This window comes from Pseudomonas sp. MT3 (assembly GCF_054720805.1).
The window spans coordinates 185,780-211,561 of the sequence record NZ_JBTVPY010000008.1; the positions used below are offsets into that span (position 1 = coordinate 185,780).

Below are 25,782 nucleotides of genomic sequence, written 5' to 3' on the forward strand. Positions count from 1 at the left end.
CCCTTTGCTTTTGCAGGATGGCGTGGAGCGAAGCGATACCCATCAATCGCTGCGCTCCAACTGTAGGGCGGATAAAGCGGAACGCTTTATCCGCCGTCATCACCGAGCGGCGGATAACGCCATAGGCGTTATGCGCCCTACGTCGTGGTTACGAATACAACCGCGAATAAGCGATCCACCGGCTCATCACCCCATCCTCCACCCACGCTCGCGCAGCGGCGATATCCGGGGCGAAGTAGCGGTCCTGGTCATAGTGCGGCACCTGGCTGCGGATCAGCGTGCGCACTTCCTGCAACTGCGGCGAGCTTTGCAGCGGCGCGTGGAAGTCCACGCCTTGCGCGGCGGCGAGCAGTTCGATGGCGACCACTCCGGCGCTGTTGCCGGCCATGTCCAGCAGGCGGCGGGCGGCGAAGGTGGCCATCGACACGTGGTCCTCCTGGTTGGCCGAGGTCGGCAGGCTGTCCACCGAAGCCGGATGCGCGAGGGTCTTGTTCTCCGAGGCCAGGGCCGCCGAGGTGACCTGGGCGATCATGAAGCCGGAGTTCAGTCCGCCTTCCTTGACCAGGAAGGCCGGCAGGCCGGACATGGCCGGGTCCACCAACTGGGCGATGCGCCGTTCGGACAGCGCGCCGATCTCCGCGATCACCAGGGCCAGCACGTCGGAGGCCATCGCTACGGGCTCCGCATGGAAGTTGCCGCCGGAGAGCACGTCGCCATCGGCGCTGAACACCAGCGGGTTGTCGGAGACGGCGTTGGCCTCGCGCAGGAACACCCCGGCGGCGAAGCGCAGGTGATCCAGGCAGGCGCCCATCACCTGCGGCTGGCAGCGCAGGGAGTAGGGGTCCTGCACGCGCTTGCAGTCGATGTGCGACTGGTTGATCGGGCTGTCGTGCAGCAGTTCGCGGTATAGCGCGGCGACCGCGATCTGTCCTGGCTGGCCGCGCACTGCCTGGATGCGCGCATCGAAGGGTACGAACGAGCCCTTCAGCGCTTCCACCGTCAGGCTGCCGGCGACCACCGCCGAGATGAACAGCTTCTCCGCCGCGAACAACCCGCGCAGGGCCAGCGCAGTGGACACCTGGGTGCCGTTGATCAGCGCCAGGCCTTCCTTGGGCCCCAGCACCAGCGGTTCGGCGCCGGCGATGGCGAGGCCTTCGGTGGCTTCGAGGATGCGCCCTTCATGGCGTACCTGGCCGACGCCCAGCAGGGTCGAGGACAGGTGCGCCAGCGGCGCGAGGTCGCCCGAAGCACCCACCGAGCCCTGCGACGGAATGCACGGATAGACCCGCGCCTGGTAGAGCTTGAGCAGCGTCTCGATCACCGGCATGCCGACGCCGGAGAAGCCGCGCGCCAGGGAGCCGATCTTCAGCGCCATGATCAGCGCCACACTGGTGTCGTCCAGCAGCGGGCCGGTCCCGGTGCAGTGGGAGAGGATCAGGTTGCGCTGCAGGGTGGCGAGCTGGTCTTCGGCGATGGAGGTGCGCGCCAGCAGGCCGAAGCCGGTGTTGATGCCGTAGACGGTGCGCTGGTCGGCGATGATCTGGCTGACCGTCTGCGCGCTGCGCAGGATGGTCTCGCGGCACTCGTCGGCAAGCTGCAGGGTGGGCTGGTGCTGATGGATGGCGCGCAGCTGGTCGAGGTCGAACTGGCCGGGCGTCAGGAGCAGGGTGTCGGACATGTCAGCTTCCTGGAGTCGGTGAAGTGTTACTGTGGTCGTATCCTGTATATACAGGTATAGCAATCGCCGTGCCATGCGTTCCGGGCCTGCGTTGGCGTTGGTTGGTGCAGGGTGCGGGCGCTCTCCAGGCAAGTGAATGTCACCGCCGGTGGCATTGCCAGTCCGATGCTCGCGAACTGTCGCGAGTCCGCGGCTGGCTGGGTGCTGAAGGCGGCGACGGGGTTCGAGGCGATTCCGCCATCGCTACCCTTCATTGGGTTGCCGGTGAATCTGACCCCGCATCATCGTGATGGGCTGGCCCCTACTGCCCTGAAACGAACTGCCTGGGCGGCGCGGGCCCGCTGGCGAACCCCATTGCGCGGACGTCCTTCGCTTTCCAGTGCTTGTCTATACAACCTGCGTTCCTTCGTAACGAGCGGTGTTACCGAATGCTACGAAAAGGCGCAGGGCAGCCCGTTTCTGGGGCATGACTCTGAAAGCAGGTAATAGCTGTGCGCTGCTCAATCGTGTGCTTCATTCAAATTAAATTCATATAAATCAGTAGGTTATTCAAATATTTGAGACTCTCCAGAAGTCCCTGGACCGGGTTGGCCTCTCCTTTGCTTATACTTGTACATACAAGCATAGACATGATGGTGGCGAACCCCTCGGCACCGTCGAACGAACCGCCAGGCCGCCCCCACGGCCACCGACCCGAGCAAGCGAAGGAGCCTTCCGTGACCAAATTCCGTGACGTCGAAATCCGTGCCCCGCGCGGCACCCAACGCAGCGCCAAGAGCTGGCTGACCGAAGCGCCGCTGCGCATGCTGATGAACAACCTCGACCCGGAAGTCGCCGAGAACCCGAAGGAACTGGTGGTGTACGGCGGCATCGGCCGCGCTGCGCGCAACTGGGAGTGCTACGACAAGATCGTCGCCACCCTGAAGGAACTGAATGACGACGAAACCCTGCTGGTGCAGTCCGGCAAGCCGGTCGGCGTGTTCAAGACCCACGCCAACGCCCCGCGCGTGCTGATCGCCAACTCCAACCTGGTGCCGCACTGGGCCAACTGGGAACACTTCAACGAACTGGATGCCAAGGGCCTGGCCATGTACGGCCAGATGACCGCCGGCTCGTGGATCTACATCGGCAGCCAGGGCATCGTCCAGGGCACCTACGAAACCTTCGTCGAAGCCGGCCGCCAGCACTACGACGGCAACCTCAAGGGCCGCTGGGTGCTTACCGCCGGCCTGGGCGGTATGGGCGGCGCCCAGCCGCTGGCCGCGACCCTGGCCGGCGCCTGCTCGCTGAACATCGAGTGCCAGCAGAGCCGCATCGACTTCCGCCTCGCCAGCCGCTATGTCGACGAGCAGGCCAAGGACCTCGACGACGCCCTGGCGCGCATCGCCAAATACACCGCCGAAGGCAAGGCCATCTCCATCGCCCTGCTGGGCAACGCCGCGGAAATCCTCCCGGAACTGCTCAAGCGCGGCGTGCGCCCGGACATGGTCACCGACCAGACCTCCGCCCACGACCCGCTCAACGGCTACCTGCCGGCCGGCTGGACCTGGGAGCAGTACCGCGACCGCGCGCAGACCGAGCCGGCCGCCGTGGTGAAGGCCGCCAAGCAGTCCATGGCCGTGCACGTCAAAGCCATGCTGGAATTCCAGAAGCAGGGCGTGCCGACCTTCGACTACGGCAACAACATCCGCCAGATGGCCAAGGAAGAGGGCGTGGACAACGCCTTCGACTTCCCCGGCTTCGTCCCGGCCTACATCCGCCCGCTGTTCTGCCGTGGCGTCGGTCCGTTCCGCTGGGCCGCGCTGTCGGGCGATGCCGAGGACATCTACAAGACCGACGCCAAGGTCAAGGAGCTGATCCCCGACGACGCCCACCTGCACAATTGGCTGGACATGGCCAAGGAGCGCATCAGCTTCCAGGGCCTGCCGGCGCGTATCTGCTGGGTCGGCCTGGGCCAGCGCGCCAAGCTCGGCCTGGCGTTCAACGAGATGGTCCGCAGCGGCGAGCTGAAGGCGCCGATCGTGATCGGCCGCGACCACCTCGACTCCGGCTCGGTATCCAGCCCGAACCGCGAGACCGAAGCCATGCGCGACGGCTCCGACGCCGTGTCCGACTGGCCGCTGCTCAACGCCCTGCTGAACACCGCCAGCGGCGCCACCTGGGTCTCGCTGCACCACGGCGGCGGGGTGGGCATGGGCTTCTCCCAGCACTCGGGGATGGTGATCGTCTGCGACGGCACCGACGAAGCGGCGGCGCGCATCGCCCGCGTGCTGACCAACGACCCGGGCACCGGCGTGATGCGCCATGCCGACGCCGGCTACCAGATCGCCATCGACTGCGCCAGGGAGCAGGGCCTGAACCTGCCGATGATCACTGGCAAGTAATCTCGCAGTCGCCAGTCAGGACCAGGGAGAGGGCCGCCGCACGGCGTGGTGCGGCGGCCCGGTCCGTAAAGCAGTACATCGACAGACAAGAATTCCCTTCGGGAGAACAATAACGATGTCCCAGGCCAGTGACAGCTCCAAACCCCTGATCGAAGTGCGTTCGATCGACTACATCCCCGAGGCCGAGCGCCACGGCAAGCTCTACAGCCAGTTCACCCTGTGGCTGGGTGCCAACCTGCAGATCACCGCCATCGTCACCGGCGCCCTGGCCGTGGTGCTGGGCGGCGACGTGTTCTGGTCGCTGATCGGCCTGCTCATCGGCCAACTGCTGGGCGGCGGCGTGATGGCGTTGCATGCGGCGCAAGGTCCGAAGCTCGGCCTGCCGCAGATGATTTCCAGCCGCGTGCAGTTCGGCGTCTACGGCGCGGCCATCCCGATCGTGCTGGTGTGCCTGATGTACCTGGGCTTCACCGCCACCGGCACCGTGCTGTCCGGCCAGGCCCTGGGCCAGCTGTTCGGCGTCAGCGACAGCGTCGGCATCCTGATGTTCGCCAGCGTCATCGTGCTGGTGACCGTGCTCGGCTACCGGGTGATCCACGTGATCGGCCGCATCGCCAGCGTCATCGGGGTGATCGCCTTCGTCTACCTGTTCTCCCGTCTGATGAGCCAGACCGACGTCAGCGCGCTGCTGCAGATTCGCCACTTCAGCTGGAGCAGCTTCCTGCTCGCGGTGTCCCTGGCCGCCTCCTGGCAGATCGCCTTCGGCCCCTATGTCGCCGACTACTCGCGCTACCTGCCGAGCAAGACTTCCTCGGTGAAGACCTTCCTCGCCGTGGGCGCAGGTTCGGTGATCGGCGCGCAGGTGGCGATGATCTTCGGCGTGTTCGCCGCGGCCGGGGCCAACGGCCAGTTCGCCGGCCATGAAGTGGCCTACATCGTCGGCCTGAGCGGCAGCGGCGCCGTCGCCGCGCTGCTCTACTTCAGCATCGCCTTCGGCAAGATCACCATCTCGACGCTGAACTCCTACGGCAGCTTCATGTGCATCGCCACGGTGATCAGCGGCTTCTGTGGCCACCTGGAAGTGAGCCGCGTGCAGCGGCTGGTGTTCGTCCTGCTGATCGTCGGCGCCGCGACCCTGATCGCGCTGCTCGGCCAGCATTCGTTCCTCGGCGCGTTCAAGTCCTTCATCCTCTTCCTGCTGGCCTTCTTCACCCCGTGGAGCGCGGTCAACCTGGTGGATTACTACTGCATCACCCGCGAGCACTACGACGTGCCGGCGCTGGCCGATCCCGATGGCCGCTATGGCCGCTGGAACATCCCCGGCATCAGCGTCTACGTGATCGGCGTGCTGGTGCAACTGCCCTTCATCTCCACCAAGTTCTTCACCGGCCCGCTGGTGGACGCCCTGGGTGGCGTGGATATTTCCTGGATCATCGGCCTCGTGGTTCCGGCCGTTCTCTATTACCTGGTCGCCCGCCGCGTCACGCGGGCAGTACCGGACCGGCTGATCCTGCCGGCCCGCACCTGAACAGACCGGCCCGGCCGTGCGGCCACGAGCACGCGCGGCCCTTGCACTGCCCAACCTCATTCACGTTTAGGAGCATCAGATGAACAACACCAAGAAGACGCTGCTGGGCCTGTTCCTGTCCGCCGGTCTGCTCGGCGGCACCATGACCACGGCCCAGGCCGCCGGCTGGTGCGAGAGCGGCAAGCCGGTGAAATTCGCCGGGCTGAACTGGGAGAGCGGCATGCTGCTCACCGACCTCATGCAGATCATCCTGAAGAACGGCTACGGCTGCGAAACCGACAGCCTGCCGGGCAACTCCATCACCATGGAGCAGGCGCTGGCGAACAACGACATCCAGATCTTCAGCGAGGAATGGATCGGCCGCAGCGACGCCTGGAACAAGGCCGCCGCCGCCAACAAGGTGGTCGGCGTGGGCGCGCCCATCGTCGGCGCCACCGAAGGCTGGTACGTGCCGCGCTTCGTGATCGAGGGCGACAAGGCGCGCAACATCGAAGCCAAGGCGCCGAACCTGAAGGCTGTCACCGACCTTGCGCAATACTCCAAGGTGTTCCGCGATCCGGAAGAGCCGGGCAAGGGCCGCTTCTACAACTGCCCGGCCGGCTGGACCTGCGAGCTGGAAAACTCCGAGATGCTGAAGAAATACGGCCTCGAGGACAAGTACACCAACTTCCGCCCCGGCACCGGCCCGGCCCTGGATGCCGCCGTATTGTCGAGCTACAAGCGCAAGGAGCCTATCCTCTTCTACTACTGGTCGCCGACGCCCCTGATGGGCCAGGCCGACCTGGTGAAGCTGGATGAGCCGGGCGTGAACAAGGACGTGAAGATCCAGGTCGGCCTGTCCAAGGCCTTCCACGACCAGGCCCCGGAACTGGTGGCGGTGCTGGAGAAGATCAACCTGCCCATCGACCTGCTGAACCAGAACCTGGCGAAGATGGCCAAGGAGAAACTCAGCTCCGAGCAACTGGCCAAGACTTTCCTCAAGGAGCACCCGGAAGTGTGGACCACCTGGGTCAGCGAGGACGCTGCGAAGAAGGTCCAGGCCGCGCTCTGAGCGCCTGTGCCCTGATCGTCGCGAGCGACGGCCAGGCAAGGCGAAAGATGGCGAGGACGCGGAGTTTACACACAGTAAATGAGCAGTCCGAGCCGGCTTTCAACGCCGCCTGGCCGAGCGCAGCAGATCAGGGACAGGTGCTCAAGCCGCCGAATCCGGGGAGGCCCCGCCTCCCCGGTGATGCCCACTCCTGACGAGTACGTGCCATGTTTCCCGAACGCTTCACTTTCTCCATCGCCGACTGGGTCAACGGTTGGGTCGATGCCCTGGTCACCAACTACGGCGACGTGTTCCGCCACATCTCCGACACCCTGCTGTGGGCCATCGTCAACCTGGAGAGCGTGCTGCGCGCCACGCCCTGGTGGCTGATGCTGGCCATCGTCGGCGGCATCGCCTGGCACGCCACCCGGCGCATCCTGCCCACGGCGGTGATCGTCGGCCTGCTGTTCCTGGTGGGGGCGGTCGGGCTGTGGGACAAGCTGATGCAGACCCTCGCGCTGATGATGGTCGCCACCCTCATCTCGGTGCTGATCGGCATTCCGCTGGGCATCGTCGCCGCGCGCAGCGACCGCTTCCGCGCCGTGCTGCTGCCGCTGCTGGACATCATGCAGACCATGCCCAGCTTCGTGTACCTGATCCCGGTGCTGATGCTGTTCGGCCTGGGCAAGGTGCCGGCGATCTTCGCCACCGTGATCTACGCAGCTCCCCCGCTGATCCGCCTCACCGACCTGGGCATCCGCCAGGTCGACCGCGAGGTGATGGAAGCCATCACCGCCTTCGGCGCCAACCGCCGCCAGCAACTGTTCGGCGTGCAACTGCCGCTGGCGCTGCCGAGCATCATGGCCGGCATCAACCAGACCACCATGATGGCCCTGTCGATGGTGGTCATCGCCTCGATGATCGGCGCCCGCGGCCTGGGCGAGGACGTGCTGGTGGGCATCCAGACCCTCAACGTCGGCAAGGGCCTGGAAGCCGGTCTGGCCATCGTCATCCTCGCCGTGGTCATCGACCGCATCACCCAGGCTTACGGCCGCTCGCGCCACACAGAGGCCAGCAAATGAGCAAGATCCAGGTCAAGAACGTCTACAAGATCTTCGGCGCCAAGGCCGACTCCGCGCTGGCGATGATCCGCCAGGGCAAGAGCAAGGCCGAGGTGCTGGCCGCCACCGATTGCGTGGTCGGCGTCAACGATCTTTCGCTGTCCATCGAGGCGGGGGAAATCTTCGTCATCATGGGCCTCTCCGGTTCCGGCAAGTCGACCCTGGTGCGCCACTTCAACCGCCTGATCGACCCCACCAGCGGGCAGATCCTGGTGGATGGCGAGGACGTCCTCGCCTACGACGCCGCCGCGCTGGAGAACTTCCGCCGGCGCAAGATCAGCATGGTGTTCCAGAGCTTCGGCCTGTTGCCGCACAAGAGCGTGCTCGACAACGTCGCCTACGGCCTGAAGATCCGTGGCGAGAGCAAGGCGCTGTGCCAGGAGCGCGCGCTGCACTGGATCGCCACCGTGGGCCTTGCGGGCTACGAGAAGTCCTACCCGCACCAGCTCTCCGGCGGCATGCGGCAAAGGGTTGGCCTGGCCCGCGCACTGGCCGCCGACACCGACATCATCCTCATGGACGAAGCCTTCAGCGCCCTCGATCCGCTGATCCGCGCGGACATGCAGGACCAACTGCTGGAGCTGCAGAAGACCCTGCACAAGACCATCGTCTTCATCACCCACGACCTCGATGAAGCCGTGCGCATCGGCAACCGCATCGCCATCCTCAAGGACGGTCAGCTGATCCAGGTGGGCGCGCCCGCCGACATCCTGCACAAGCCCGCCGACGAGTACGTCGACCGCTTCGTCCAGCGCCGCGTCGCCGCGCTGTAACACCATTCGCCGGCGGGGAAGGGGGCTTCCCCGCCTACAGGAGTTCCGCATGTCGTCCTCTTCCACCCTCACCTTCGGCAACGGCCCGCTGCGCTGGCAGGACCTGGTCGCGGTGGCGCGCCAGGGGGCGCGCCTGCAACTGTCGGCGGCCGCCTGGGCGCGCATCGACAACGCCCACGGCATCGTCGAACGCATCGTCAGCCGGGGTGAGCGGGCCTATGGCATCAGCACCGGCCTGGGCGCGCTGTGCAACGTGGTGCTGCAGGGCGAGCAACTGGCGCAGTTGTCGCGCAACACCCTGCTCAGCCATGCCTGCGGCGTGGGCGAGCCGCTGAAGGACGAACAGACCCGCGCGATCATCGCCGCCGCCATCGCCAACTACAGCCACGGCAAGTCCGGCCTGCACCGCCGCGTGGTGGAAGCGCTGCTGGCGCTGCTCAACCACGGTATCACCCCGCGCGTGCCGTCCCAGGGCTCGGTGGGTTACCTGACCCATATGGCCCACGTCGGCGTGGCGCTGCTGGGCATCGGCGAGGTGAGCTATCGCGGCGAAGTGGTTCCGGCCTTCCGGGCGCTGGCCGCCGAAGGTTTGGAGCCGGTGCAGCTGGGCGCCAAGGACGGGCTCTGCCTGGTCAACGGTACGCCGTGCATGACCGGGCTGAGCTGCCTCGCCCTCGACGAGGCGACCCGCCTCGCGCAGTGGGCCGACGTGATCGGCGCCATGAGCTTCGAAGCCCTGCGTGGGCAGATCGACGCGTTCGACGCGGAGATCATCGCGCTCAAGCCGCACCCCGGCATGCAGAAGGTCGGCGCCAACCTGCGCGCGCTGCTCGAAGGCAGCGAAGTGATCGCCTCGAACCGCGGCATCCGCACCCAGGACGCCCTGAGCATCCGCTCCATGCCGCAGATCCACGGCGCCTGCCGCGACCAGTTGGAGCACGCTGCGAAGCAGATCGAGACCGAGCTCAACTCCGCCACCGACAACCCGCTGGTGCTGGGCACGCCGGACGACTACCGGGTGGTGTCCCAGGCCAATCCCCACGGCGAATCCGTGGCCATGGCCGCCGACCTGCTGGCGATCGCCGTGGCCGAGCTGGGTGGGGTTTCCGAGCGTCGCCTGGATCGTCTGGTCAACCCATTGCTCAGCGGCCTGCCGGCCTTCCTGGTGAGCCAGCCGGGGGTCAACTCCGGGATGATGATCGCCCAGTACGTCGCCGCTTCCCTGGCCGGCGAGAACCGCCAGCTGGCGCAGCCGGCGGTGGTGGACAACTTCGTCACCTCCGGTCTGCAGGAAGACCACCTGAGCCTGGGCACCAGCGCCGCGCTCAAGCTCGGCCGCGCCCTGGACAACAGCCGGCGTATCCTCGCCATCGAATACCTGCTGGCCGCACAGGCCTTCGAATTCCTCAAGCCGCAGCGCTTCGGCAGCGGCACCGACTGCGCCTGGAGCCTGCTGCGCGAACAGGTGCCGGCCTATGACAGCGACCGCTGGCTGGCGCCGGACATCGCCCGCACCGCCCAGCTGCTGGCCAACCCGGCGGCGCTGCATAGCGTCGGCGCGAGCATCGGGAGCCTGCAATGAAACACCTCTGGCAGCACTGCCACGCGGCGACCATGAAGGACGGCCGCTACGCAATCATCGAAGACGCCGCGATCCTCACCGAAGGCGAGCGCATCACCTGGATCGGCCCGCGCGCCGAGTTGCCCGAGCAGCCTCGGCAAAGTACCGATCTGGGCGGCGCCTGGGTCACCCCCGGCTTCATCGACTGCCATACCCACCTGGTGTTCGGTGGCGACCGCAGCGGCGAGTTCGAGCAGCGCCTGAACGGCGTCAGCTATGCCGAGATCGCCGCGGCCGGCGGCGGTATCGCCAGCACCGTGTGCGCCACCCGCGAGGCCAGCGAGGACGAGTTGCTGGCCAGCGCGATCAAGCGGGCCCGCCCGCTGCTGGCCGATGGCGTCACCGTGCTGGAGGTGAAGTCCGGCTACGGCCTGGACCTGGACAGCGAGCGCCGCATGCTGCGCGTGGCCCGCCGGCTGGAGCAGGAGCTGCCGGTGACGGTGCGCACCACCTGCCTGTCCGCCCACGCCCTGCCGCCGGAATACGCCGGCCGCGCCGACGAGTACATCGAGCAGGTCTGCACGCGCATCCTCCCGGCGCTTGCTGCCGAGGGGCTGGTGGACGCGGTGGACGCCTTCTGCGAGCACCTGGCGTTCTCCCCGGCGCAGGTCGAACGGGTATTCCAGGCGGCCCAGCGCCTGGGCCTGCCGGTGAAGCTGCATGCCGAGCAACTGTCCTCGCTGCACGGCTCCAGCCTCGCTGCGCGTTACGGCGCGCTGTCCGCCGACCACCTGGAGTTCATGGACGAGAGCGACGCCATCGCCATGGCCGAGGCCGGCACGGTTGCCGTGCTGCTGCCGGGCGCCTTCTTCGTCCTGCGCGAAACCCAGTTGCCGCAGGTGGACGCCCTGCGCAAGCACGGCGTGGCCATCGCCATCGCCAGCGACCTCAACCCCGGCACCTCGCCGGCGCTGTCCCTGCGCCTGATGCTGAACATGGCCTGCACCGCCTTCCGCCTGACCCCGGAAGAAGCCCTGGCCGGCGTCACCCTCAATGCCGCGCGGGCGCTGGGCATGGCCGACAGCCACGGCAGCCTGGAAGCGGGCAAGGTCGCCGACTTCATCGCCTGGGACATCCAGCGCCCCGCCGAATTGAGCTACTGGCTCGGCGGTGATTTGCCCAAGCGCGTTATTCGTCATGGCGAAGAGCTGTGAAGCCGCTTTTCGTAGGAGCGAGCTTGCTCGCGAACAGCCCGAGAACCAGAGCGTTCGCGAGCAATAACGATGGCGTCCCCCTCGCTCCTACAGGCAATGCATACGTCTCGCCCGTATTGGAGATATCACCCCATGGATAACGTACTGACCTTCAAACGCGGCCGCGTGCCGCTGCTGATCAGCATGCCGCACCCCGGCACCCGCCTGACCCCGGCCGTGGAAAACGGCCTGGTGGACGAGGCCCGCGAGCTGGCCGACACCGACTGGCACATCCCGCGGCTCTACGCCTTCGCCGAGGAGCTGGGCGCCAGCACCCTGGCCGCCGGTTACTCGCGCTACGTCATCGACCTCAACCGCCCGGCCGACGACAAGCCGCTGTACAGCACCGCCACCACCGGCCTCTACCCGGACACCCTGTTCGACGGCCGCCCGCTGTTCAAGGACGGCCAGACGCCGTCGGCCGAGGAGCGCGCGCGTTACCTCGCCGAAGTCTGGACGCCGTACCACCAGACCCTGGCCGCCGAGCTGGCGCGGCTGAAGGCCGAGTTCGGCTACGCGCTGCTGTGGGATGCCCACTCGATCGCCTCGGTGATCCCCCACCTGTTCGACGGCAAGCTGCCGGACTTCAACATCGGCACCAACAGCGGCGCGAGCTGCGACGCAGAGCTGGCCGAGCGCCTGGTCGCGGTGTGCGCCGAGGCCCCGGCCTACCGGCACATCCTCAACGGCCGCTTCAAGGGCGGGCACATCACCCGCCACTACGGCCAGCCGCAGGACAACGTGCACGCGGTGCAGCTGGAGCTCGCGCAGTGCAACTACATGGATGAGCAGGCGCCCTTCGGCTACCGCGAAGACCTCGCCGCACCGACCGCCCAGGTCATCCGACGCATGCTGGAAACCTTCATCGCCTGGGGCCGCGAGCGCTACGGCCGCTGAGTTTTACGCAGCTTCCTGCCGGGGCGGGGATCTTGTCGGCGTGGCGCCGCCGGACCACGCATCCCGGCGGCGCTTCCCTTGTCCTGGCAGGGAGCTGTCTTTTCATTCGAAACGGTGCTGCGCCAGTTGCTTCTCGGCGTGCCGCACCAGCATCTCCAGCAGCAACGCCTGGGTGTGCGGCGGTGTTTCGTCGTTGCGGGTCAGGGCGTAGAGCGTCACCTTCACCGGTGGCGACAGCGGGCGCCGCGCGGTGAGCTGTTCATCGGCGCCCAGCGCGGTGAAGGGATCGACCAGCGCCAATCCGGTTCCGGCTTCCACCAGCGTGCGCGCCAGCGCATAGGTCTGCACCGCGATGCGCACGCGTGGCGGCGGTTCGACGTTCGCCAGATGGCCTTCCAGGCGTGCGGACAGCGGGTCGGAAGTCGAGAGCCCGATCATGGGTTCGCCGGCCAGTTCGTCCAGCGTCAGCGGCTGGCCCAGACGCTCTTCCGGCCAGTGTCCGTGCGGCGCCAGGGCTACCAGCGGGCCGCTGGCGATGGGTTGTACGCGCAGGCCGGGATGGTCGGTCTGCTGCAGGGTCAGGGCGAGGTCGAGTTCGCGCATCAGCAGGTTCTGGATCAGCTCGCGGGAGTGCTGGGTGGCCAGTTCGCAACTGCTCTGCGGGTAGCGGTCGGTCCACTCGCGGATCACCGGCGGCAGCAGCGACAGCGCCATCGCCGGCGTGGCGCCGACGCGCAGGCGGTTCTCCGGCTGGCGGCGCAGGCTTTGCGCCAGGCGCCGCACGCCCTGCAGGCTCTCGGTCACCTTCGCCACTTCGCGCTCCAGTTCCAGCGCCTCGGGCGTTGGCTGCAGCTTGCCGCGCACGCGCAGGAACAGCGGGAAGCCCAGTTGCTGCTCGGCGTGCTGCAGCACCTTGGTCACCGCCGGCTGGGAGACGTGCAGCAATTGTGCGGCTCCGCTGACCGAACCGGTCTCGCGGATGGCCTGGAACACTTCGATATGGCGCAGGCGCATGGGGGGCTCCGGGATCGCGTGTATAACCCAAGGTTATGGATTGCCCATCTTTATTCATTGTCCGCCGCCTGTCATCCGGACCTAAGGTCGAGGCCTGGAATCTCTGGGTGGTGGAGTGGCAATGGCACAGCGGGTTTGCATCATCGGCGCGGGCGTGGTCGGACTGGCGACCGCCCATGCGCTGGTTCAGGAAGGATTCGAGGTGACCCTGCTGGAGGCACGGGACCAGGCCGGGCTGGAAACCAGTTTCGCCAACGGCGGCCAGTTGTCCTACCGCTATGTGGCGCCGCTGGCCGATGCCGGCGTGCCGCAGCAGGCGCTGGGCTGGTTGCTGCGCGGGGACTCGCCGCTGCGCCTGCGCCCGCGCCTGGACCCGGCGCAATGGCGCTGGCTGATGGCGTTCACGGCGGCCTGCCGGCGCTCGGTCAACCAGGCCAATGCGAAACACCTGCTCCGCCTCGCCCTGTTCAGCCAGGCCACGCTGGCACGCTGGCGCGAAGACGGGCTGGACGGCTTCGACTGGCGGTGCAACGGCAAGCTGGTGGCCTTCCGCGCTGAGGGCAGCTTCCGCAGCGCGCGGCAGAACCTTTCCGATCCCGCCGCGCAGTTCGTGCTCTCGGCTCGGCAGTGCCGCGAACTGGACCCGGCGTTGGAGCGCGCGCCCTTCGTCGGCGGCATCCATACGCCGAGCGAGGAGGTCGCCGACTGCTTCCTGTTCTGCCAGCGGCTGGCCGAGCGGCTCCAGGCGTCCGGCCGTTGCCGCATCGTCTATGGCCATCCGGCTTCGCGGCTGATCCTGCGCAACGACGCCGTGGCGGGCGTGAAGGCGGGCGGGGTGACTGGTGTGGAGAGCTTCGAGGCCGACCACGTCGTGCTCGCCGCCGGCTATCGCAGCGCCGCGCTGCTGCCGGGTGGGCCGTGCCTGCCGCTCTATCCGCTCAAGGGCTACAGCCTGACCGCGCCGATCCGCGCCGGAGACCGCGCGCCGGACGTGAGCCTCACCGACTACGACCGCAAGGTGGTTTATGCGCGCCTCGGTGAACAACTGCGCATTGCCGCGATGGTCGATATCGTCGGCTTCGATCCGCGTCTGGAGCCCAAGCGCCTGGCGCTGATCCGCCAGCAGGCGATGGACACCCTGCCCGATGCTTGCGACTACGGCGCCGCCATCGAATGGGCCGGCATGCGCCCGGCCACGCCCACCGGCGTGCCGCTGGTGGGGGCCTGCGGGCCGCGCGGCCTGTGGCTCAACCTCGGTCACGGCGCTTTGGGGTTCACCTTGGCCAGTGGCAGCGGACAACTGATTGCCGAACAGATCGCCGGACGCCGCCCCGCTATCGATACCCAAGGGCTGACACCGGAGCGCCTGGCCGGGTGATTTCTCTCTCGATTTGGAGACACGACATGCAACTGACCCGCATCGCCACCAATGAACGCCTCTCCGGCGCTATGGTCTTCGGCTCGCTGGTGTTCCTCTCCGGGCAGGTGCCCGGCCAGGCCACCGACATCCAGGGCCAGACCCGCGAGGTGCTGGCGAAGATCGACGCGCTGCTGGACGAGGCTGGCACCGACAAGGCGAACATTCTCAGCGCAACCCTCTACCTGAAGGACATCGCCGCCGATTTCGAGGCCATGAACGGCGTCTGGTCGGCCTGGCTGCCCGCAGGCTGCGCGCCGACCCGCACCACTGTGCAGGCGCTGCTCGCGCGGCCGCAGGTGTTGGTGGAAATCACGGTGATCGCCGCGCGGCCTTGAACAGAACCTCGATACGACTCACAACAACAAGAGAGGCACGCAATCCATGAAACGACTTGCACTGGGAATGCTGGCGGCGTCCAGCCTGGTCTGCGCGCTGGCGCAGGCCAACGAGGCGCTGGACGGCACGCTGAAGAAAGTGGCTGATCGCGGCACGATAACCCTGGGTTATCGCGATGCCTCGGTGCCGTTCTCCTATCTCGGCGACAACAGCGGCCAGCCGATGGGGTACTCGGTGGAACTGGCCGGCAAGGTGGTCGAGCGCGTGAAGCAGAAGCTGAACCAGCCGGACCTGAAGGTGAAGTACAACCTGGTGACCTCGCAGACGCGCATCCCGCTGGTGCAGAACGGCACCGTGGACCTGGAGTGTGGCTCCACCGGCGTCACCGCCGAGCGCCTGAAGCAGGTCGCCTTCTCCTACGGCTTCATCTACGTGAAGGGCCAGTTGCTGACCGCCAAGGACAGCGGCATCCAGGGCTTCGACGACCTCAAGGGCAAGAACGTGGTGACCACCGCCGGCACCACCAACGAGCGCTACCTCAAGGCCTACAACGCCGAGCACAAGCTGGACATGAACGTGGTCAGCGCCAAGGACCACGGCGAAGCCTTCCTCATGCTGCAGTCCGGCCGCGCGGTGGCCTTCTACATGGACGATGCGCTGCTCTACGGCGAGAAGGCCAAGGCGCGCGACCCGCACCATTGGGTGGTGGTGGGCGAGCCGCAGTCGCGGGAAATCTACGCCTGCATGGTGCGCAAGGACGATCCGCAGTTCCTCGCCCTGGTCAACCAGACGTTGGCTGAGCTGTACTCCTCCGGCGAGATCAAGGGCATCTACCGGCGCTGGTTCGAGCAGCCGATCCCGCCGAAGAACCTCAACCTGGAGTTTCCGATGACCGCCGAGCTGCAGGCGATCATCGCCAAGCCCACCAGCGAACCGGTGCAGTAAGCCGCGTTCAGCGCTGCAGGCCGAGGTGGCGGATCAGCGGCATCGCCTCGGCCAGGCGCTCCCAGACGTCGTCGAGCAATTCGGCGGGGTAGTAGGAGGGCAGGCGCGGCAGTTCCGCACGCGGTACCCAGGCTACCGCGCGGATGTTGAACTCGTCTCCGCCCAGGCCGCGCAGGTTGTTCAGGCTGACGTCCCCGGCCCAGGCGTCCACGCGGTAGAACAGCTCCATGTGGAAGCGCCCGGCCAGCGGTTCGGCGAACTCGCGGACATAGACCAGCGGGCCGACGTCCACGGCGAGGCCGGTTTCCTCGAAGCATTCGCGGCGCACCGTGTCGCGGGTGGATTCGTCCTTGTTCGACTCGAAACCGCCGCCCGGCGGGATCCAGTACTCCTCGCCGGCCACCTCGTGGCGCACCAGCAGGATGTGTTCGTCGCGTACCAGCAGGCCGGCGGCGCGGATGCGGTGTTGCAGGGGGGAAGTCATTGCCAGTCGAGCCTCGCCAGTTTCCACTCGGAGCCGTCGCGCCACCATTCCAGTTTCACAGCGTAGTGCGCGGCGCTGTCGGGGATCAGATTCTCGGCGCCGGTGAGGGCGACCTGGGCGGTGGTCTGGCCGCGGCCGGAGTAGGTCGGGTCGAGCTGGCTGTCGCTGGAGAGGACGATCACCTTGATCTGCTGGTGGCGCAGGAACATCAGTGTCATGGTGCGCCGCGCCCAGTCGCGGTCGAACTCGCCGTTGGCGCGGAAGTCGCCATGCAGCTGTTCCATTACCGCCCCGCTATGCTTGGCTTCCAGGTTGTCCTGCAATTGCTTGACGGCGGCATCGAGTTGCGCGCGGGGATCGTCCCGTCCGCAGCCCGTCAACAGGAAGCCCAGCAGCAACAGGGAAAGAAACAACTTCCGTGGCATGGCGCACCAACTCCTTTATGGGTTTTTCTCCGGCCCGAGTATCATGCCCGACACCTTGGAGGGCTGGTGAGTTGAACGGGGTCGCGCGCTGCGGCAACGCGACTACCTGCAAGTCACCAACAGGCCATAGGATGGTTACTGGTCCGGGAGCGACCGTACGCACTGACCCAGGAGCGCGCCATGCAATCTTTGTATCCGGAAATCAAGCCTTACGCTCGCCACGAGCTGGCCGTCGAAGCGCCGCACGTCCTCTATGTGGACGAAAGCGGCACGCCCGACGGCCTGCCGGTGTTGTTCATTCATGGCGGCCCGGGTTCCGGTTGCGATGCCATGTCGCGACGCTTCTTCGATCCCAACCTGTACCGCATCGTCACCTTCGACCAGCGCGGCTGCGGCCGCTCCACGCCCTACGCGAGCCTGGAGAACAATACTACCTGGCACCTGGTGCAGGACATCGAGCGCATCCGCGAGCACCTGGGCATCGACAAGTGGGTGCTGTTCGGCGGCTCCTGGGGCTCGACGCTGTCGCTGGCCTATGCCCAGGCCCACCCCGAGCGCGTGCTGGCGCTCATCGTGCGCGGCATCTTCCTGTGCCGCCCGCAGGAAATCCGCTGGTTCTACCAGGAAGGCGCGAGCCGCCTGTTCCCCGATTACTGGGAGGACTACCTGGCGCCGATCCCGGCGGACGAGCAGGACGACCTGGTGCGCGCCTTCCATCGCCGCCTGACCGGGCCCGACCAGATCGCCCAGATGCACGCGGCACGTGCCTGGTCCACCTGGGAAGGGCGCACCGCCACGCTGCGCCCGAACCCGGCGGTGGTGGACCGCTTCTCCGATCCGCACCGCGCGCTGTCCATCGCCCGCATCGAGAACCACTACTTCGTCAACGGCGGCTTCCTGGAGCCGGATCAACTGCTGCGCGACATGCACAAGATCGCCCATCTGCCGGGTGTCATCGTGCATGGCCGCTACGACGTGGTCTGCCCGCTGGACAATGCCTGGGCGCTGCACAATGCCTGGCCCAACAGCGAACTGCAGATCGTCCGCGACGCCGGCCACGCGGCCAGCGAGGCGGGGATCACCGACGCGCTGGTGCGTGCGACCAATGAAATCGGCCGCCGCTTGCTGAACCTCCCGCCGGAGGCTGAATGAAGGGTTTGATCCAGCGGGTGCGCGGCGCCCGTGTCGAAGTCGAGGGCGAAGTGGTCGGCGCCATCGATCACGGCCTGCTGGTCCTGGTGGGGGTCGAGCCGCAGGACAGCGAGGACTCGGTGAACCGTTTATTGCACAAGCTGCTTAACTATCGAGTGTTTGGCGACGATGAAGGTAAAATGAACCTTTCATTGAGCGATGTCGGTGGCGGCCTGTTGCTGGTTTCGCAGTTCACCCTGGCCGCGGATACCCGCAAGGGGCTGCGGCCGAGCTTTTCCAGCGCGGCGCCTCCCGAAAGGGGCGCCGCGTTGTTCGATCTACTCGTGGAGCAGGCGCGAGCCCGTCATTCCCTGGTTGCCACGGGGCGTTTCGGCGCCAACATGCAGGTCCACCTGGTCAATGACGGGCCGGTGACCTTTCTTCTGGAGGCTTGAACGCGCGGCAGCTTGTCATAACGCCGTGGGATGATGGTTAGGGCATATGCACTTAGAACAATGGGACACCGGGAGCCTTCAGTACCCGTCGAAAAAAACGGGGAATCATTCAGGCTCACCGGGGTCGGAACTCAATCGTCGGCATTTTGGCATCGCTTTTGCCGGCCTTATTAGCTTTATGTTCACGGACGAGGGGGACTCGTGATTTTCCGTTCCGTTCAACAACCTCTTAGCTTCCTGCGCGTACTGGTCGGCTCCGCCCTCATGGCGTTGAGCATCGGCCAGGCATGGGCTTTCAATCTCGATGACGTGGCCGAGAAGGCCAAGGCGCTGGCGGGCGAAAAGTACAGCGCACCCACCAGCAACCTGCCATCGGAATTCAGCGAAATGAAATTCGCCGATTACCAGCAGATCCGCTTCCGCAACGAGAAGGCTTACTGGGCTGGTGAGAAGACGCCCTTCAAGATCAGCTTCTACCATCAGGGCATGCATTTCGACACGCCGGTGAAGATCAACGAAGTCACCACCACCAGCGTCAAGGAGATCAAGTACGATCCCTCGCGTTTCGACTTCGGTTCGCTGAAGTTCGACGCCAATGCCACCAAGGACCTGGGCTACGCCGGCTTCCGCATCCTCTATCCGATCAACAGCCCGGACAAGCAGGACGAGATCGCCACCTTCCTGGGGGCCAGCTACTTCCGCATCATCGGCAAGGACCAGTGGTGGGGCCTCTCCGCCCGTGGCCTGGCGCTGGACACCGCGCTGCCGTCCGGCGAGGAGTTCCCGCGCTTCCGCGAGTTCTGGATCGAGCATCCCAAGCCCGCCGACAAGCACCTGGTGATCTTCGCCCTGCTGGATTCGCCGCGCGCCACCGGCGCCTATCGCTTCATCGTCCGTCCGGGCAATGACACCGTGGTCGACGTGAAGGCCCGCGTATTCCTGCGCGACAAGGTTTCCAAGCTGGGCCTGGCGCCGCTGACCAGCATGTTCCTGTTCGGCTCCAACCAGCCGTCCGGCGAGCACAACTTCCGTCCCGAACTGCACGATTCCACCGGCCTGCAGATCCATGCCGGCAACGACGAGTGGATCTGGCGCCCGCTGAACAACCCGAAACACCTGTCGGTCAGCGCCTACAGCGTCGAGAATCCGCGTGGCTTCGGTCTGCTGCAGCGTGGCCGCGAATTCTCCCGCTACGAAGACCTCGACGACCGCTATGACCTGCGTCCGTCCGCCTGGGTCGAGCCGCAGGGCGATTGGGGCAAGGGCACCATCGAGCTGGTGGAGATCCCGACCCCGGACGAGACCAACGACAACATCGTCGCCTTCTGGAATCCCGAGAAGCGCCCGGAGAACGGCGAGCCGCTGGACTTCGCCTACCGCATGCGCTGGACCAAGGACGAAGACGCCCTGCACGACCCGAAAAACGCCTGGGTCATGCAGACCCTGCGCTCGGTCGGTGACGTGAAGCAGAAGAACCTGATCCGTCAGCCGGACGGCAGCGTCGCCCTGGTCGTCGACTTCGTCGGCCCGACCCTGCGCGCGCTGGCCGGCGATGCGCCGGTGAGCACCCAGGTGAGCACGGATGACAACGCCGAGGTGAAGGAGAACAACCTGCGCTACAACCCGGTGACCCAGGGCTGGCGTCTGACCCTGCGGATCAAGGTCAAGGATCCGAAGAAGCCGACGGAAATGCGTGCCGCGCTGGTGAATGGCGGCCAGAGCATTTCCGAAACCTGGAGCTACCAGCTGCCTGCCGATGAATAACTCCACCGCTACCACCGCGCCGGTGGCCGACTACCTCGCGCACCTGCCGCTTTCGGCGGTGGAGCGTGAGCGTCTGGCCCGGGCCGGTTCCTTCAGCGAGCTGCACGAGCAGCTCGCTGGCGATTCCCAGGGCGAAGATGTCGCGCTGTCCTCGGTCGGCGCGCGCCTGCGCCACGGCTACGGCCAGGAGCTGGACGATGCCCGGATGCTGGGCATGGACGACAATGGCCGCACCTACCTCAAGGCCGCGCCGCCGATCCAGCGTACCAAGGTCATCCCCGAGCCCTGGCGCACCAACCCGATCATGCGCGGCTGGCGCCGCCTGACCGGCCGCAGCAACCCGTCCAGGCCCGCCCGTGACCTGCCCAAGGCGCGCTGGCAGCGGGTCGGCTCGCTGCGCCGGTTCATCCTGGTCCTGCTCATGCTCGGCCAGACCAGCGTGGCCACCTACTACATGAAAGGCATCCTGCCCTACCAGGGCTGGGCCTTCGTCGACCTCGAAGAGATCAATCGCCAGACCTGGCTGCAGACCCTGGAACAGGTGCTGCCCTATCTCATCCAGTTCGGCGTGCTGACGCTGTTCGCCATCCTCTTCTGTTGGGTTTCCGCCGGCTTCTGGACTGCCCTGATGGGCTTCTGGGAGCTGCTCACCGGTCGTGATCGCTATCGCATCTCCGGCAGCAGCGCCGGGAGCGAGCCGATCGCCGCCGATGCGCGCACCGCGATCGTCATGCCGATCTGCAACGAGGACGTGCCGCGGGTCTTCGCCGGCCTGCGCGCGACCTACGAATCGGTGGCCGCCAGCGGCGAGCTGGACCGCTTCGACTTCTTCGTGCTCAGCGACACCAACCAGCCGGATATCGCGGTGGCCGAGGAAAAGGCCTGGATCGAACTGTGCAACGAGGCCAAGGGCTTCGGCCGCATCTTCTACCGCCGCCGCCGGCGCCGGGTGAAGCGCAAGAGCGGCAACATCGACGACTTCTGCCGTCGCTGGGGCGGCCAGTACAAGTACATGGTCGTCATGGACGCCGACAGCGTGATGAGCGGCGACTGCCTGACCAAGCTGGTGCGCCTGATGGAGGCCAACCCCGAGGCCGGCATCATCCAGACCGCGCCCAAGGCGTCGGGCATGGACACCCTCTACGCGCGCATGCAGCAGTTCGCCACCCGCGTCTACGGTCCGCTGTTCACCGCCGGCCTGCACTTCTGGCAGTTGGGCGAATCCCACTACTGGGGCCACAACGCGATCATCCGGGTGAAACCCTTCATCGAGCACTGCGCCCTGGCGCCGCTGCCGGGCAAGGGTTCCTTCGCCGGGGCGATCCTCTCCCACGACTTCGTCGAAGCCGCGCTGATGCGCCGCGCCGGCTGGGGCGTGTGGATCGCCTACGACCTGGAAGGCAGCTACGAGGAATTGCCGCCCAACCTGCTGGACGAGCTCAAGCGCGATCGCCGCTGGTGCCACGGCAACCTGATGAATTTCCGCCTGTTCCTGGTCAAGGGCATGCACCCGGTGCACCGCGCGGTGTTCCTCACCGGCGTGATGTCCTACCTGTCGGCGCCGCTGTGGTTCTTCTTCCTGGTGCTGTCCACCGCGTTGCTGGCGGTGCACCAGCTGATGGAACCGCAGTACTTCCTGGAGCCACGCCAGCTGTTCCCGATCTGGCCGCAGTGGCACCCGGAGAAGGCCATCGCCCTGTTCTCCACCACCCTGACCCTGCTGTTCCTGCCCAAGCTGCTCAGCGTCATGCTGATCTGGGCCAAGGGCGCCAAGGGCTACGGCGGCGTGATCAAGGTGACCCTGAGCATGCTCCTGGAGATGTTCTTCTCGGTGCTGCTCGCCCCGGTGCGCATGCTCTTCCACACCCGCTTCGTGCTGGCCGCGTTCCTCGGCTGGGAAGCCCAGTGGAAGTCGCCGCAACGCGACGACGACGACACCCCGTGGAGCGAGGCGATCCGTCGCCACGGCCTGCAGACCCTGCTGGGCCTGTGCTGGGCGCTGCTGGTGGCCTGGCTGAACCCGCGCTTCCTGTGGTGGCTGTCGCCCATCGTCGGCGCCCTGATGCTGTCGATCCCGGTCTCGGTGATCAGCAGCCGGGTCAGGCTGGGCCTGGCCTCGCGCGACGAGAAGCTGTTCCTCATCCCCGAGGAATACGACACCCCGCGCGAGCTGCGTGCCACCGACGAGTACACCTACCAGAACCGCTGGCAGGCGCTGAAGGACGGCTTCGTCCGTGCCGCCGTGGATCCGGTGCTCAACGCCCTGGCCTGCGCAATGGGCACGGCCCGTCATGGCAAGGCCGGATCCATCGAGGCGATGCGCGCCGAGCGCGTGCAGACGGCGCTGGACTCCAGCCCCGAGCAACTGGATGGCGGCCTGCGCCTGGCGCTGCTGAGCGACCCGGTGGCGCTGTCGCGCCTGCACCTGGCGCTCTGGCAGGGCAACAAGGAGGCGTGGATCGGCCAATGGCAGCAATCGCTGCGGGCCGACAGCCATGCGCCCTCCGTACCGCTGGCGCCGGTGGCCGAACAGGCGCCGATGCCGCTGCCTGCCGCGCAGTCCTGACGCCTGTTCGCCCTCGTCCCGGCGTGGACGAGGGCGACTGGCGAGTTTCCCTGTTTTCCCGGTGCGGCGCTGCTGGTACCCTGCGCCAGCTATCCAGAAAAGATTGAGATATCCAGCGCATGGGGTAGGCTTCGCACCCTTCCGCTGCGCGGCATACCGTCTGGCTCGCCGCGAGGCGGGCGCGACTCGATTTCTGGGAACAACAAGAAGACCTTTCACTTGCTTGGGAGTATGGGGATGAAAAAGTACCTGGCATCGCTGGTCATGGGCGTTTGCGCCCTGGTGGGCGTGGCTTCGGCACAGGCCGGCGCCATCGATGAAGCGGCCAAGCGCGGCACCTTGCGCGTGGGCATGGACCCGACCTACATGCCGTTCGAGATGACCAACAAGCGCGGTCAGATCGTCGGCTTCGAAGTGGACCTGCTCAAGGCGATGGCCAAGGCCATGAACGTCAAGCTGGAGCTGGTTTCCACCGCCTACGACGGCATCATCCCGGCCCTGCTCACCGACAAGTTCGACATGATCGGCTCGGGCATGACCCTGACCCAGGAACGCAACCTGCGCCTGAACTTCTCCGATCCCTTCATCGTGGTCGGCCAGACCCTGCTGATCCGCAAGGAGCTCGAAGGCACCATCAAGTCCTACAAGGACCTGAACGATGCCAAATACCGCATCACCTCCAAGATCGGCACCACCGGCGAGTTCGTCGCCAAGAAGCAGCTGTCCAAGGCCCAGTACCACGGCTTCGACAACGAGCCCGAAGCGGTCATGGACGTGGTCAACGGCAAGGCCGACGCCTTCATCTACGACTCGCCGTACAACGTCGTGGCCGTCAGCAAGTTCGGCGCCGGCAAGCTGGTGTACCTGGACCAACCGTTCACCTACGAACCGCTGGCCTTCGGCCTGAAGAAGGGTGATTACGACTCGATCAACTTCATCAACAACTTCCTCAAGCAGATCCACGAAGACGGCACCTACGATCGTCTGCACGACAAGTGGTTCAAGAGCACCGACTGGCTCAAGGACATGGAGTAATCCACGTCCGACGCAGGTTTTCCCGACGCGCAGGCCCCGGCCTGCGCGTTCGCATTTTCACGGTAGAGATTCGTGGCTAGAACGAAACGCGCAACCTGGCCCTGGCACGGGCTGACCGGGCTGATCATCCTGCTGATCGGCCTGGCCCTCTGGTATTCCACTTCGCTGATTTCCTACGAGTGGCGCTGGAATCGCGTCCCGCAGTACTTCGCCTACCAGGCCGAAGAGCCGCAGCGCGCGGAGAGCATCTCGCGGGTGGAGAAGATCGAGGACCAGGGCGGCAGCGCCCGCGTCACCCTGGTGGACGAGGACGGCAAGCAGCAGGTGCTGACCGTCGCCGCCGACAGCCTGCAGTTCTCCGAGAACGACGATGTCGCCGAAGGCGATGTGGTCGGCTCGACCCGCCACTGGGCCGCCGGCCCGCTGGCCTGGGGTCTGTGGACCACCTTGTGGATCTCCTTCGTCTCCGGTGCGTTCGGCCTGGTCATCGGCCTGTTCACCGGCCTCTGCCGCCTGTCGAAGAACCCGACCCTGCATGATCTCTCGACCCTCTACGTCGAGCTGGTGCGCGGCACGCCGCTACTGGTGCAGATCTTCATCTTCTACTTCTTCATCGGCACCGTGCTGAACCTGTCCCGCGAGTTCGCCGGTGTGGCGGCGCTGGCGCTGTTCACCGGCGCCTACGTCGCCGAGATCGTCCGCGCCGGCGTGCAATCCATCGCCCGTGGCCAGGACGAAGCCGCGCGCTCCCTGGGCCTGAACGCCGCGCAGTCGATGCGCCACGTGATCCTGCCGCAGGCCTTCAAGCGCGTGCTGCCGCCGCTGGCCGGGCAGTTCATCAGCCTGGTCAAGGACACCTCGCTGGTCTCGGTGATCGCCATCACCGAGCTGACCAAGAGCGGCCGCGAGGCGATCACCACCTCGTTCTCCACCTTCGAGATCTGGTTCTGCGTTGCCGCGCTCTATCTCGTGATCAACCTGCCGCTGTCGCATATTGCGGGGCGCCTGGAGCGGAGGCTCGGCCAAAGTGATTGAAGTCCGTAACCTGACCAAGGTCTTCGACACCCGCGGGCAGGTCGTGCGCGCGGTGGATGACGTCAGCACCGGCGTGGCCAAGGGCGAAGTGGTGGTGGTGATCGGGCCGTCCGGCTCGGGCAAGTCCACCTTCCTGCGCTGCCTTAACGGCCTGGAGGAGTTCGACTCCGGCTCGGTGAGCATCGACGGCGTCGACCTCGCCAATCCGAAGACCGACATCAACGCCTACCGCCGCGAAGTCGGCATGGTGTTCCAGCATTTCAACCTGTTCCCGCACATGACCGTGCTGGAGAACCTGTGCCTGGCGCAGAAAGTCGTGCGCAAGCGCGGCAAGGCCGAGCGCGAGGCCAAGGCCAAGGCGTTGCTGGAGAAGGTCGGCATCGGTCAGAAGGCCAACGAATACCCGTCGCGCCTCTCCGGCGGCCAGCAGCAGCGCGTGGCGATTGCCCGTGCGCTGTGCATGGAGCCGAAGGTGATGCTGTTCGACGAGCCCACTTCGGCGCTCGACCCGGAGATGGTCGGTGAAGTGCTGGACGTGATGAAGACCCTGGCCGTGGAAGGCATGACGATGGTCTGCGTGACCCACGAGATGGGCTTCGCCCGTGAAGTGGCGGATCGCGTGCTGTTCTTCGACCACGGCAAGCTGCTGGAAGACGCCGCACCGGCGGAGTTCTTCGCCCAGCCGAAGGATGCGCGCGCGCAGAGCTTTCTGCGGCAGGTGCTGTGAGGCTTCTGCCTCGGTGAAGAAGCCGCCTTCGGGCGGCTTTTTTGTGCCTGCCCGCTGGCGGAGGATCGGCTCTTGTAGGAGCGAGCTTGCTCGCGAACTAGCCCCGCTGCGAAGTTGTTCGCGAGCAAGAACTAGGCGTCCCCCTCGCTCCTACGAAAAGCAATGACGACGCGACGTAAGCGTCCAGCCAAGTCACCTTCCGAACTCCAGCATTAAGGGC

21 protein-coding genes and 1 pseudogene are annotated in these 25,782 nt (G+C 66.3%); 18 read left to right on the forward strand and 4 right to left on the reverse strand.

What is annotated here, in order from left to right:
- Window positions 1-148 precede the first annotated feature (148 nt).
- The gene (hutH, locus tag ACYCAX_RS10720; RefSeq protein WP_460247976.1) at window positions 149-1,678 is read right to left on the reverse strand and encodes a histidine ammonia-lyase; all 1,530 of its coding nucleotides are present in this window, start codon (window positions 1,676-1,678) and stop codon (window positions 149-151) included.
- Window positions 1,679-2,394: 716 nt separating this feature from the next.
- Here hutH (ACYCAX_RS10720) and hutU point away from each other — a divergent pair.
- The 8 genes from hutU (at window position 2,395) to hutG (ending at window position 12,225) form a co-directional block, all read left to right on the forward strand.
- A complete protein-coding gene (hutU, locus tag ACYCAX_RS10725) occupies window positions 2,395-4,062 on the forward strand; it encodes a urocanate hydratase (protein ID WP_460247977.1) in 1,668 nt (555 codons plus the stop codon).
- A 115-nt stretch (window positions 4,063-4,177) separates the two neighbouring features.
- A complete protein-coding gene (locus ACYCAX_RS10730) occupies window positions 4,178-5,590 on the forward strand; it encodes a purine-cytosine permease family protein (protein ID WP_460247978.1) in 1,413 nt (470 codons plus the stop codon).
- Between the two features lie 142 nt (window positions 5,591-5,732).
- Window positions 5,733-6,641 carry an ABC transporter substrate-binding protein gene (locus ACYCAX_RS10735; RefSeq protein ID WP_460247988.1) on the forward strand — a complete coding sequence of 303 codons (909 nt, stop codon included), beginning with the start codon at window positions 5,733-5,735 and terminating at the stop codon, window positions 6,639-6,641.
- A gap of 206 nt (window positions 6,642-6,847) precedes the next feature.
- Complete coding sequence (locus ACYCAX_RS10740; protein ID WP_015479293.1) at window positions 6,848-7,702, forward strand: ABC transporter permease; 855 nt, start codon at window positions 6,848-6,850, stop codon at window positions 7,700-7,702.
- Complete coding sequence (locus ACYCAX_RS10745) at window positions 7,699-8,514, forward strand: quaternary amine ABC transporter ATP-binding protein (protein ID WP_294972692.1); 816 nt, start codon at window positions 7,699-7,701, stop codon at window positions 8,512-8,514. Before ACYCAX_RS10740 ends, ACYCAX_RS10745 begins: the two co-directional genes overlap by 4 nt.
- Window positions 8,515-8,563: 49 nt before the next feature.
- Entirely contained in the window at window positions 8,564-10,096 is a 1,533-nt protein-coding gene (gene hutH, locus ACYCAX_RS10750) for a histidine ammonia-lyase (RefSeq protein ID WP_460247980.1), read from the forward strand.
- Window positions 10,093-11,289 (forward strand): imidazolonepropionase, encoded by a 1,197-nt coding sequence (hutI, locus tag ACYCAX_RS10755; RefSeq protein ID WP_294972696.1) that lies wholly within the window; start codon window positions 10,093-10,095, stop codon window positions 11,287-11,289. Before hutH (ACYCAX_RS10750) ends, hutI begins: the two co-directional genes overlap by 4 nt.
- Window positions 11,290-11,421: 132 nt before the next feature.
- Window positions 11,422-12,225, forward strand: a complete 804-nt coding sequence (gene hutG, locus ACYCAX_RS10760; RefSeq protein WP_294972698.1) for an N-formylglutamate deformylase — start codon at window positions 11,422-11,424, stop codon at window positions 12,223-12,225.
- Between the two features lie 102 nt (window positions 12,226-12,327).
- On the opposite strand, the pseudogene ACYCAX_RS10765 reads toward hutG, so the two are convergent.
- A pseudogene (locus ACYCAX_RS10765) lies at window positions 12,328-13,297 on the reverse strand (LysR family transcriptional regulator).
- Window positions 13,298-13,360: 63 nt separating this feature from the next.
- Here ACYCAX_RS10765 and ACYCAX_RS10770 point away from each other — a divergent pair.
- From ACYCAX_RS10770 to ACYCAX_RS10780, 3 genes are read left to right on the forward strand one after another with little or no spacing between them, the layout of a single operon-like run.
- Window positions 13,361-14,617, forward strand: a complete 1,257-nt coding sequence (locus ACYCAX_RS10770) for a D-amino acid dehydrogenase (RefSeq protein WP_460247981.1) — start codon at window positions 13,361-13,363, stop codon at window positions 14,615-14,617.
- Window positions 14,618-14,643: 26 nt separating this feature from the next.
- On the forward strand, window positions 14,644-14,994 hold the full coding sequence (locus ACYCAX_RS10775) for a RidA family protein (protein WP_294972702.1): 351 nt from the start codon (window positions 14,644-14,646) through the stop codon (window positions 14,992-14,994).
- A gap of 46 nt (window positions 14,995-15,040) precedes the next feature.
- The gene (locus ACYCAX_RS10780) at window positions 15,041-15,940 is read left to right on the forward strand and encodes a transporter substrate-binding domain-containing protein (RefSeq protein WP_460247982.1); all 900 of its coding nucleotides are present in this window, start codon (window positions 15,041-15,043) and stop codon (window positions 15,938-15,940) included.
- A gap of 7 nt (window positions 15,941-15,947) precedes the next feature.
- Here the strand turns inward: ACYCAX_RS10780 and ACYCAX_RS10785 are convergent, their stop codons facing one another.
- Together ACYCAX_RS10785 and ACYCAX_RS10790 are read right to left on the reverse strand one after the other, a co-directional pair.
- On the reverse strand, window positions 15,948-16,424 hold the full coding sequence (locus tag ACYCAX_RS10785) for an NUDIX domain-containing protein (protein ID WP_460247983.1): 477 nt from the start codon (window positions 16,422-16,424) through the stop codon (window positions 15,948-15,950).
- Window positions 16,421-16,849 (reverse strand): hypothetical protein, encoded by a 429-nt coding sequence (locus ACYCAX_RS10790; protein WP_015479283.1) that lies wholly within the window; start codon window positions 16,847-16,849, stop codon window positions 16,421-16,423. Before ACYCAX_RS10790 ends, ACYCAX_RS10785 begins: the two co-directional genes overlap by 4 nt.
- 180 nt (window positions 16,850-17,029) lie before the next feature.
- Between ACYCAX_RS10790 and pip the strand changes: the two genes are divergently transcribed.
- The 7 genes from pip (at window position 17,030) to ACYCAX_RS10825 (ending at window position 25,562) form a co-directional block, all read left to right on the forward strand.
- Complete coding sequence (gene pip, locus ACYCAX_RS10795) at window positions 17,030-18,001, forward strand: prolyl aminopeptidase (RefSeq protein ID WP_460247984.1); 972 nt, start codon at window positions 17,030-17,032, stop codon at window positions 17,999-18,001.
- Entirely contained in the window at window positions 17,998-18,435 is a 438-nt protein-coding gene (dtd, locus tag ACYCAX_RS10800; RefSeq protein WP_015479281.1) for a D-aminoacyl-tRNA deacylase, read from the forward strand. The genes pip and dtd overlap by 4 nt, the downstream gene beginning before the upstream one ends.
- 201 nt (window positions 18,436-18,636) lie before the next feature.
- On the forward strand, window positions 18,637-20,199 hold the full coding sequence (locus tag ACYCAX_RS10805; protein WP_015479280.1) for a glucan biosynthesis protein G: 1,563 nt from the start codon (window positions 18,637-18,639) through the stop codon (window positions 20,197-20,199).
- Window positions 20,192-22,765: a glucans biosynthesis glucosyltransferase MdoH gene (mdoH, locus tag ACYCAX_RS10810; RefSeq protein WP_460247985.1), complete on the forward strand. Its 2,574-nt coding sequence runs from the start codon at window positions 20,192-20,194 to the stop codon at window positions 22,763-22,765. Before ACYCAX_RS10805 ends, mdoH begins: the two co-directional genes overlap by 8 nt.
- Window positions 22,766-23,002: 237 nt before the next feature.
- Window positions 23,003-23,800, forward strand: a complete 798-nt coding sequence (locus ACYCAX_RS10815; protein WP_015479278.1) for a transporter substrate-binding domain-containing protein — start codon at window positions 23,003-23,005, stop codon at window positions 23,798-23,800.
- 72 nt (window positions 23,801-23,872) lie between these two features.
- Window positions 23,873-24,835, forward strand: coding sequence for an amino acid ABC transporter permease (locus tag ACYCAX_RS10820; protein WP_015479277.1), 963 nt, complete (start codon window positions 23,873-23,875; stop codon window positions 24,833-24,835).
- A complete protein-coding gene (locus tag ACYCAX_RS10825) occupies window positions 24,828-25,562 on the forward strand; it encodes an amino acid ABC transporter ATP-binding protein (RefSeq protein WP_015479276.1) in 735 nt (244 codons plus the stop codon). Before ACYCAX_RS10820 ends, ACYCAX_RS10825 begins: the two co-directional genes overlap by 8 nt.
- Window positions 25,563-25,782 lie beyond the last annotated feature (220 nt).

What these genes read in the sequence shown, in the direction of transcription:
- hutH (WP_460247976.1), bottom strand. Translation starts at nt 1,678, where the DNA reads ATGTCCGACACCCTGCTCCTGACGCCCGGCCAGTTCGACCTCGACCAG.
- ACYCAX_RS10730 (WP_460247978.1), top strand. Translation starts at nt 4,178, where the DNA reads ATGTCCCAGGCCAGTGACAGCTCCAAACCCCTGATCGAAGTGCGTTCG.
- ACYCAX_RS10780 (WP_460247982.1), top strand. Translation starts at nt 15,041, where the DNA reads ATGAAACGACTTGCACTGGGAATGCTGGCGGCGTCCAGCCTGGTCTGC.
- ACYCAX_RS10735 (WP_460247988.1), top strand. Translation starts at nt 5,733, where the DNA reads ATGACCACGGCCCAGGCCGCCGGCTGGTGCGAGAGCGGCAAGCCGGTG.
- pip (WP_460247984.1), top strand. Translation starts at nt 17,030, where the DNA reads ATGCAATCTTTGTATCCGGAAATCAAGCCTTACGCTCGCCACGAGCTG.
- ACYCAX_RS10745 (WP_294972692.1), top strand. Translation starts at nt 7,699, where the DNA reads ATGAGCAAGATCCAGGTCAAGAACGTCTACAAGATCTTCGGCGCCAAG.
- mdoH (WP_460247985.1), top strand. Translation starts at nt 20,192, where the DNA reads ATGAATAACTCCACCGCTACCACCGCGCCGGTGGCCGACTACCTCGCG.
- ACYCAX_RS10790 (WP_015479283.1), bottom strand. Translation starts at nt 16,849, where the DNA reads ATGCCACGGAAGTTGTTTCTTTCCCTGTTGCTGCTGGGCTTCCTGTTG.
- ACYCAX_RS10815 (WP_015479278.1), top strand. Translation starts at nt 23,003, where the DNA reads ATGAAAAAGTACCTGGCATCGCTGGTCATGGGCGTTTGCGCCCTGGTG.
- dtd (WP_015479281.1), top strand. Translation starts at nt 17,998, where the DNA reads ATGAAGGGTTTGATCCAGCGGGTGCGCGGCGCCCGTGTCGAAGTCGAG.
- ACYCAX_RS10770 (WP_460247981.1), top strand. Translation starts at nt 13,361, where the DNA reads ATGGCACAGCGGGTTTGCATCATCGGCGCGGGCGTGGTCGGACTGGCG.
- ACYCAX_RS10785 (WP_460247983.1), bottom strand. Translation starts at nt 16,424, where the DNA reads ATGACTTCCCCCCTGCAACACCGCATCCGCGCCGCCGGCCTGCTGGTA.
- hutH (WP_460247980.1), top strand. Translation starts at nt 8,564, where the DNA reads ATGTCGTCCTCTTCCACCCTCACCTTCGGCAACGGCCCGCTGCGCTGG.
- ACYCAX_RS10775 (WP_294972702.1), top strand. Translation starts at nt 14,644, where the DNA reads ATGCAACTGACCCGCATCGCCACCAATGAACGCCTCTCCGGCGCTATG.
- hutI (WP_294972696.1), top strand. Translation starts at nt 10,093, where the DNA reads ATGAAACACCTCTGGCAGCACTGCCACGCGGCGACCATGAAGGACGGC.
- ACYCAX_RS10740 (WP_015479293.1), top strand. Translation starts at nt 6,848, where the DNA reads ATGTTTCCCGAACGCTTCACTTTCTCCATCGCCGACTGGGTCAACGGT.
- hutG (WP_294972698.1), top strand. Translation starts at nt 11,422, where the DNA reads ATGGATAACGTACTGACCTTCAAACGCGGCCGCGTGCCGCTGCTGATC.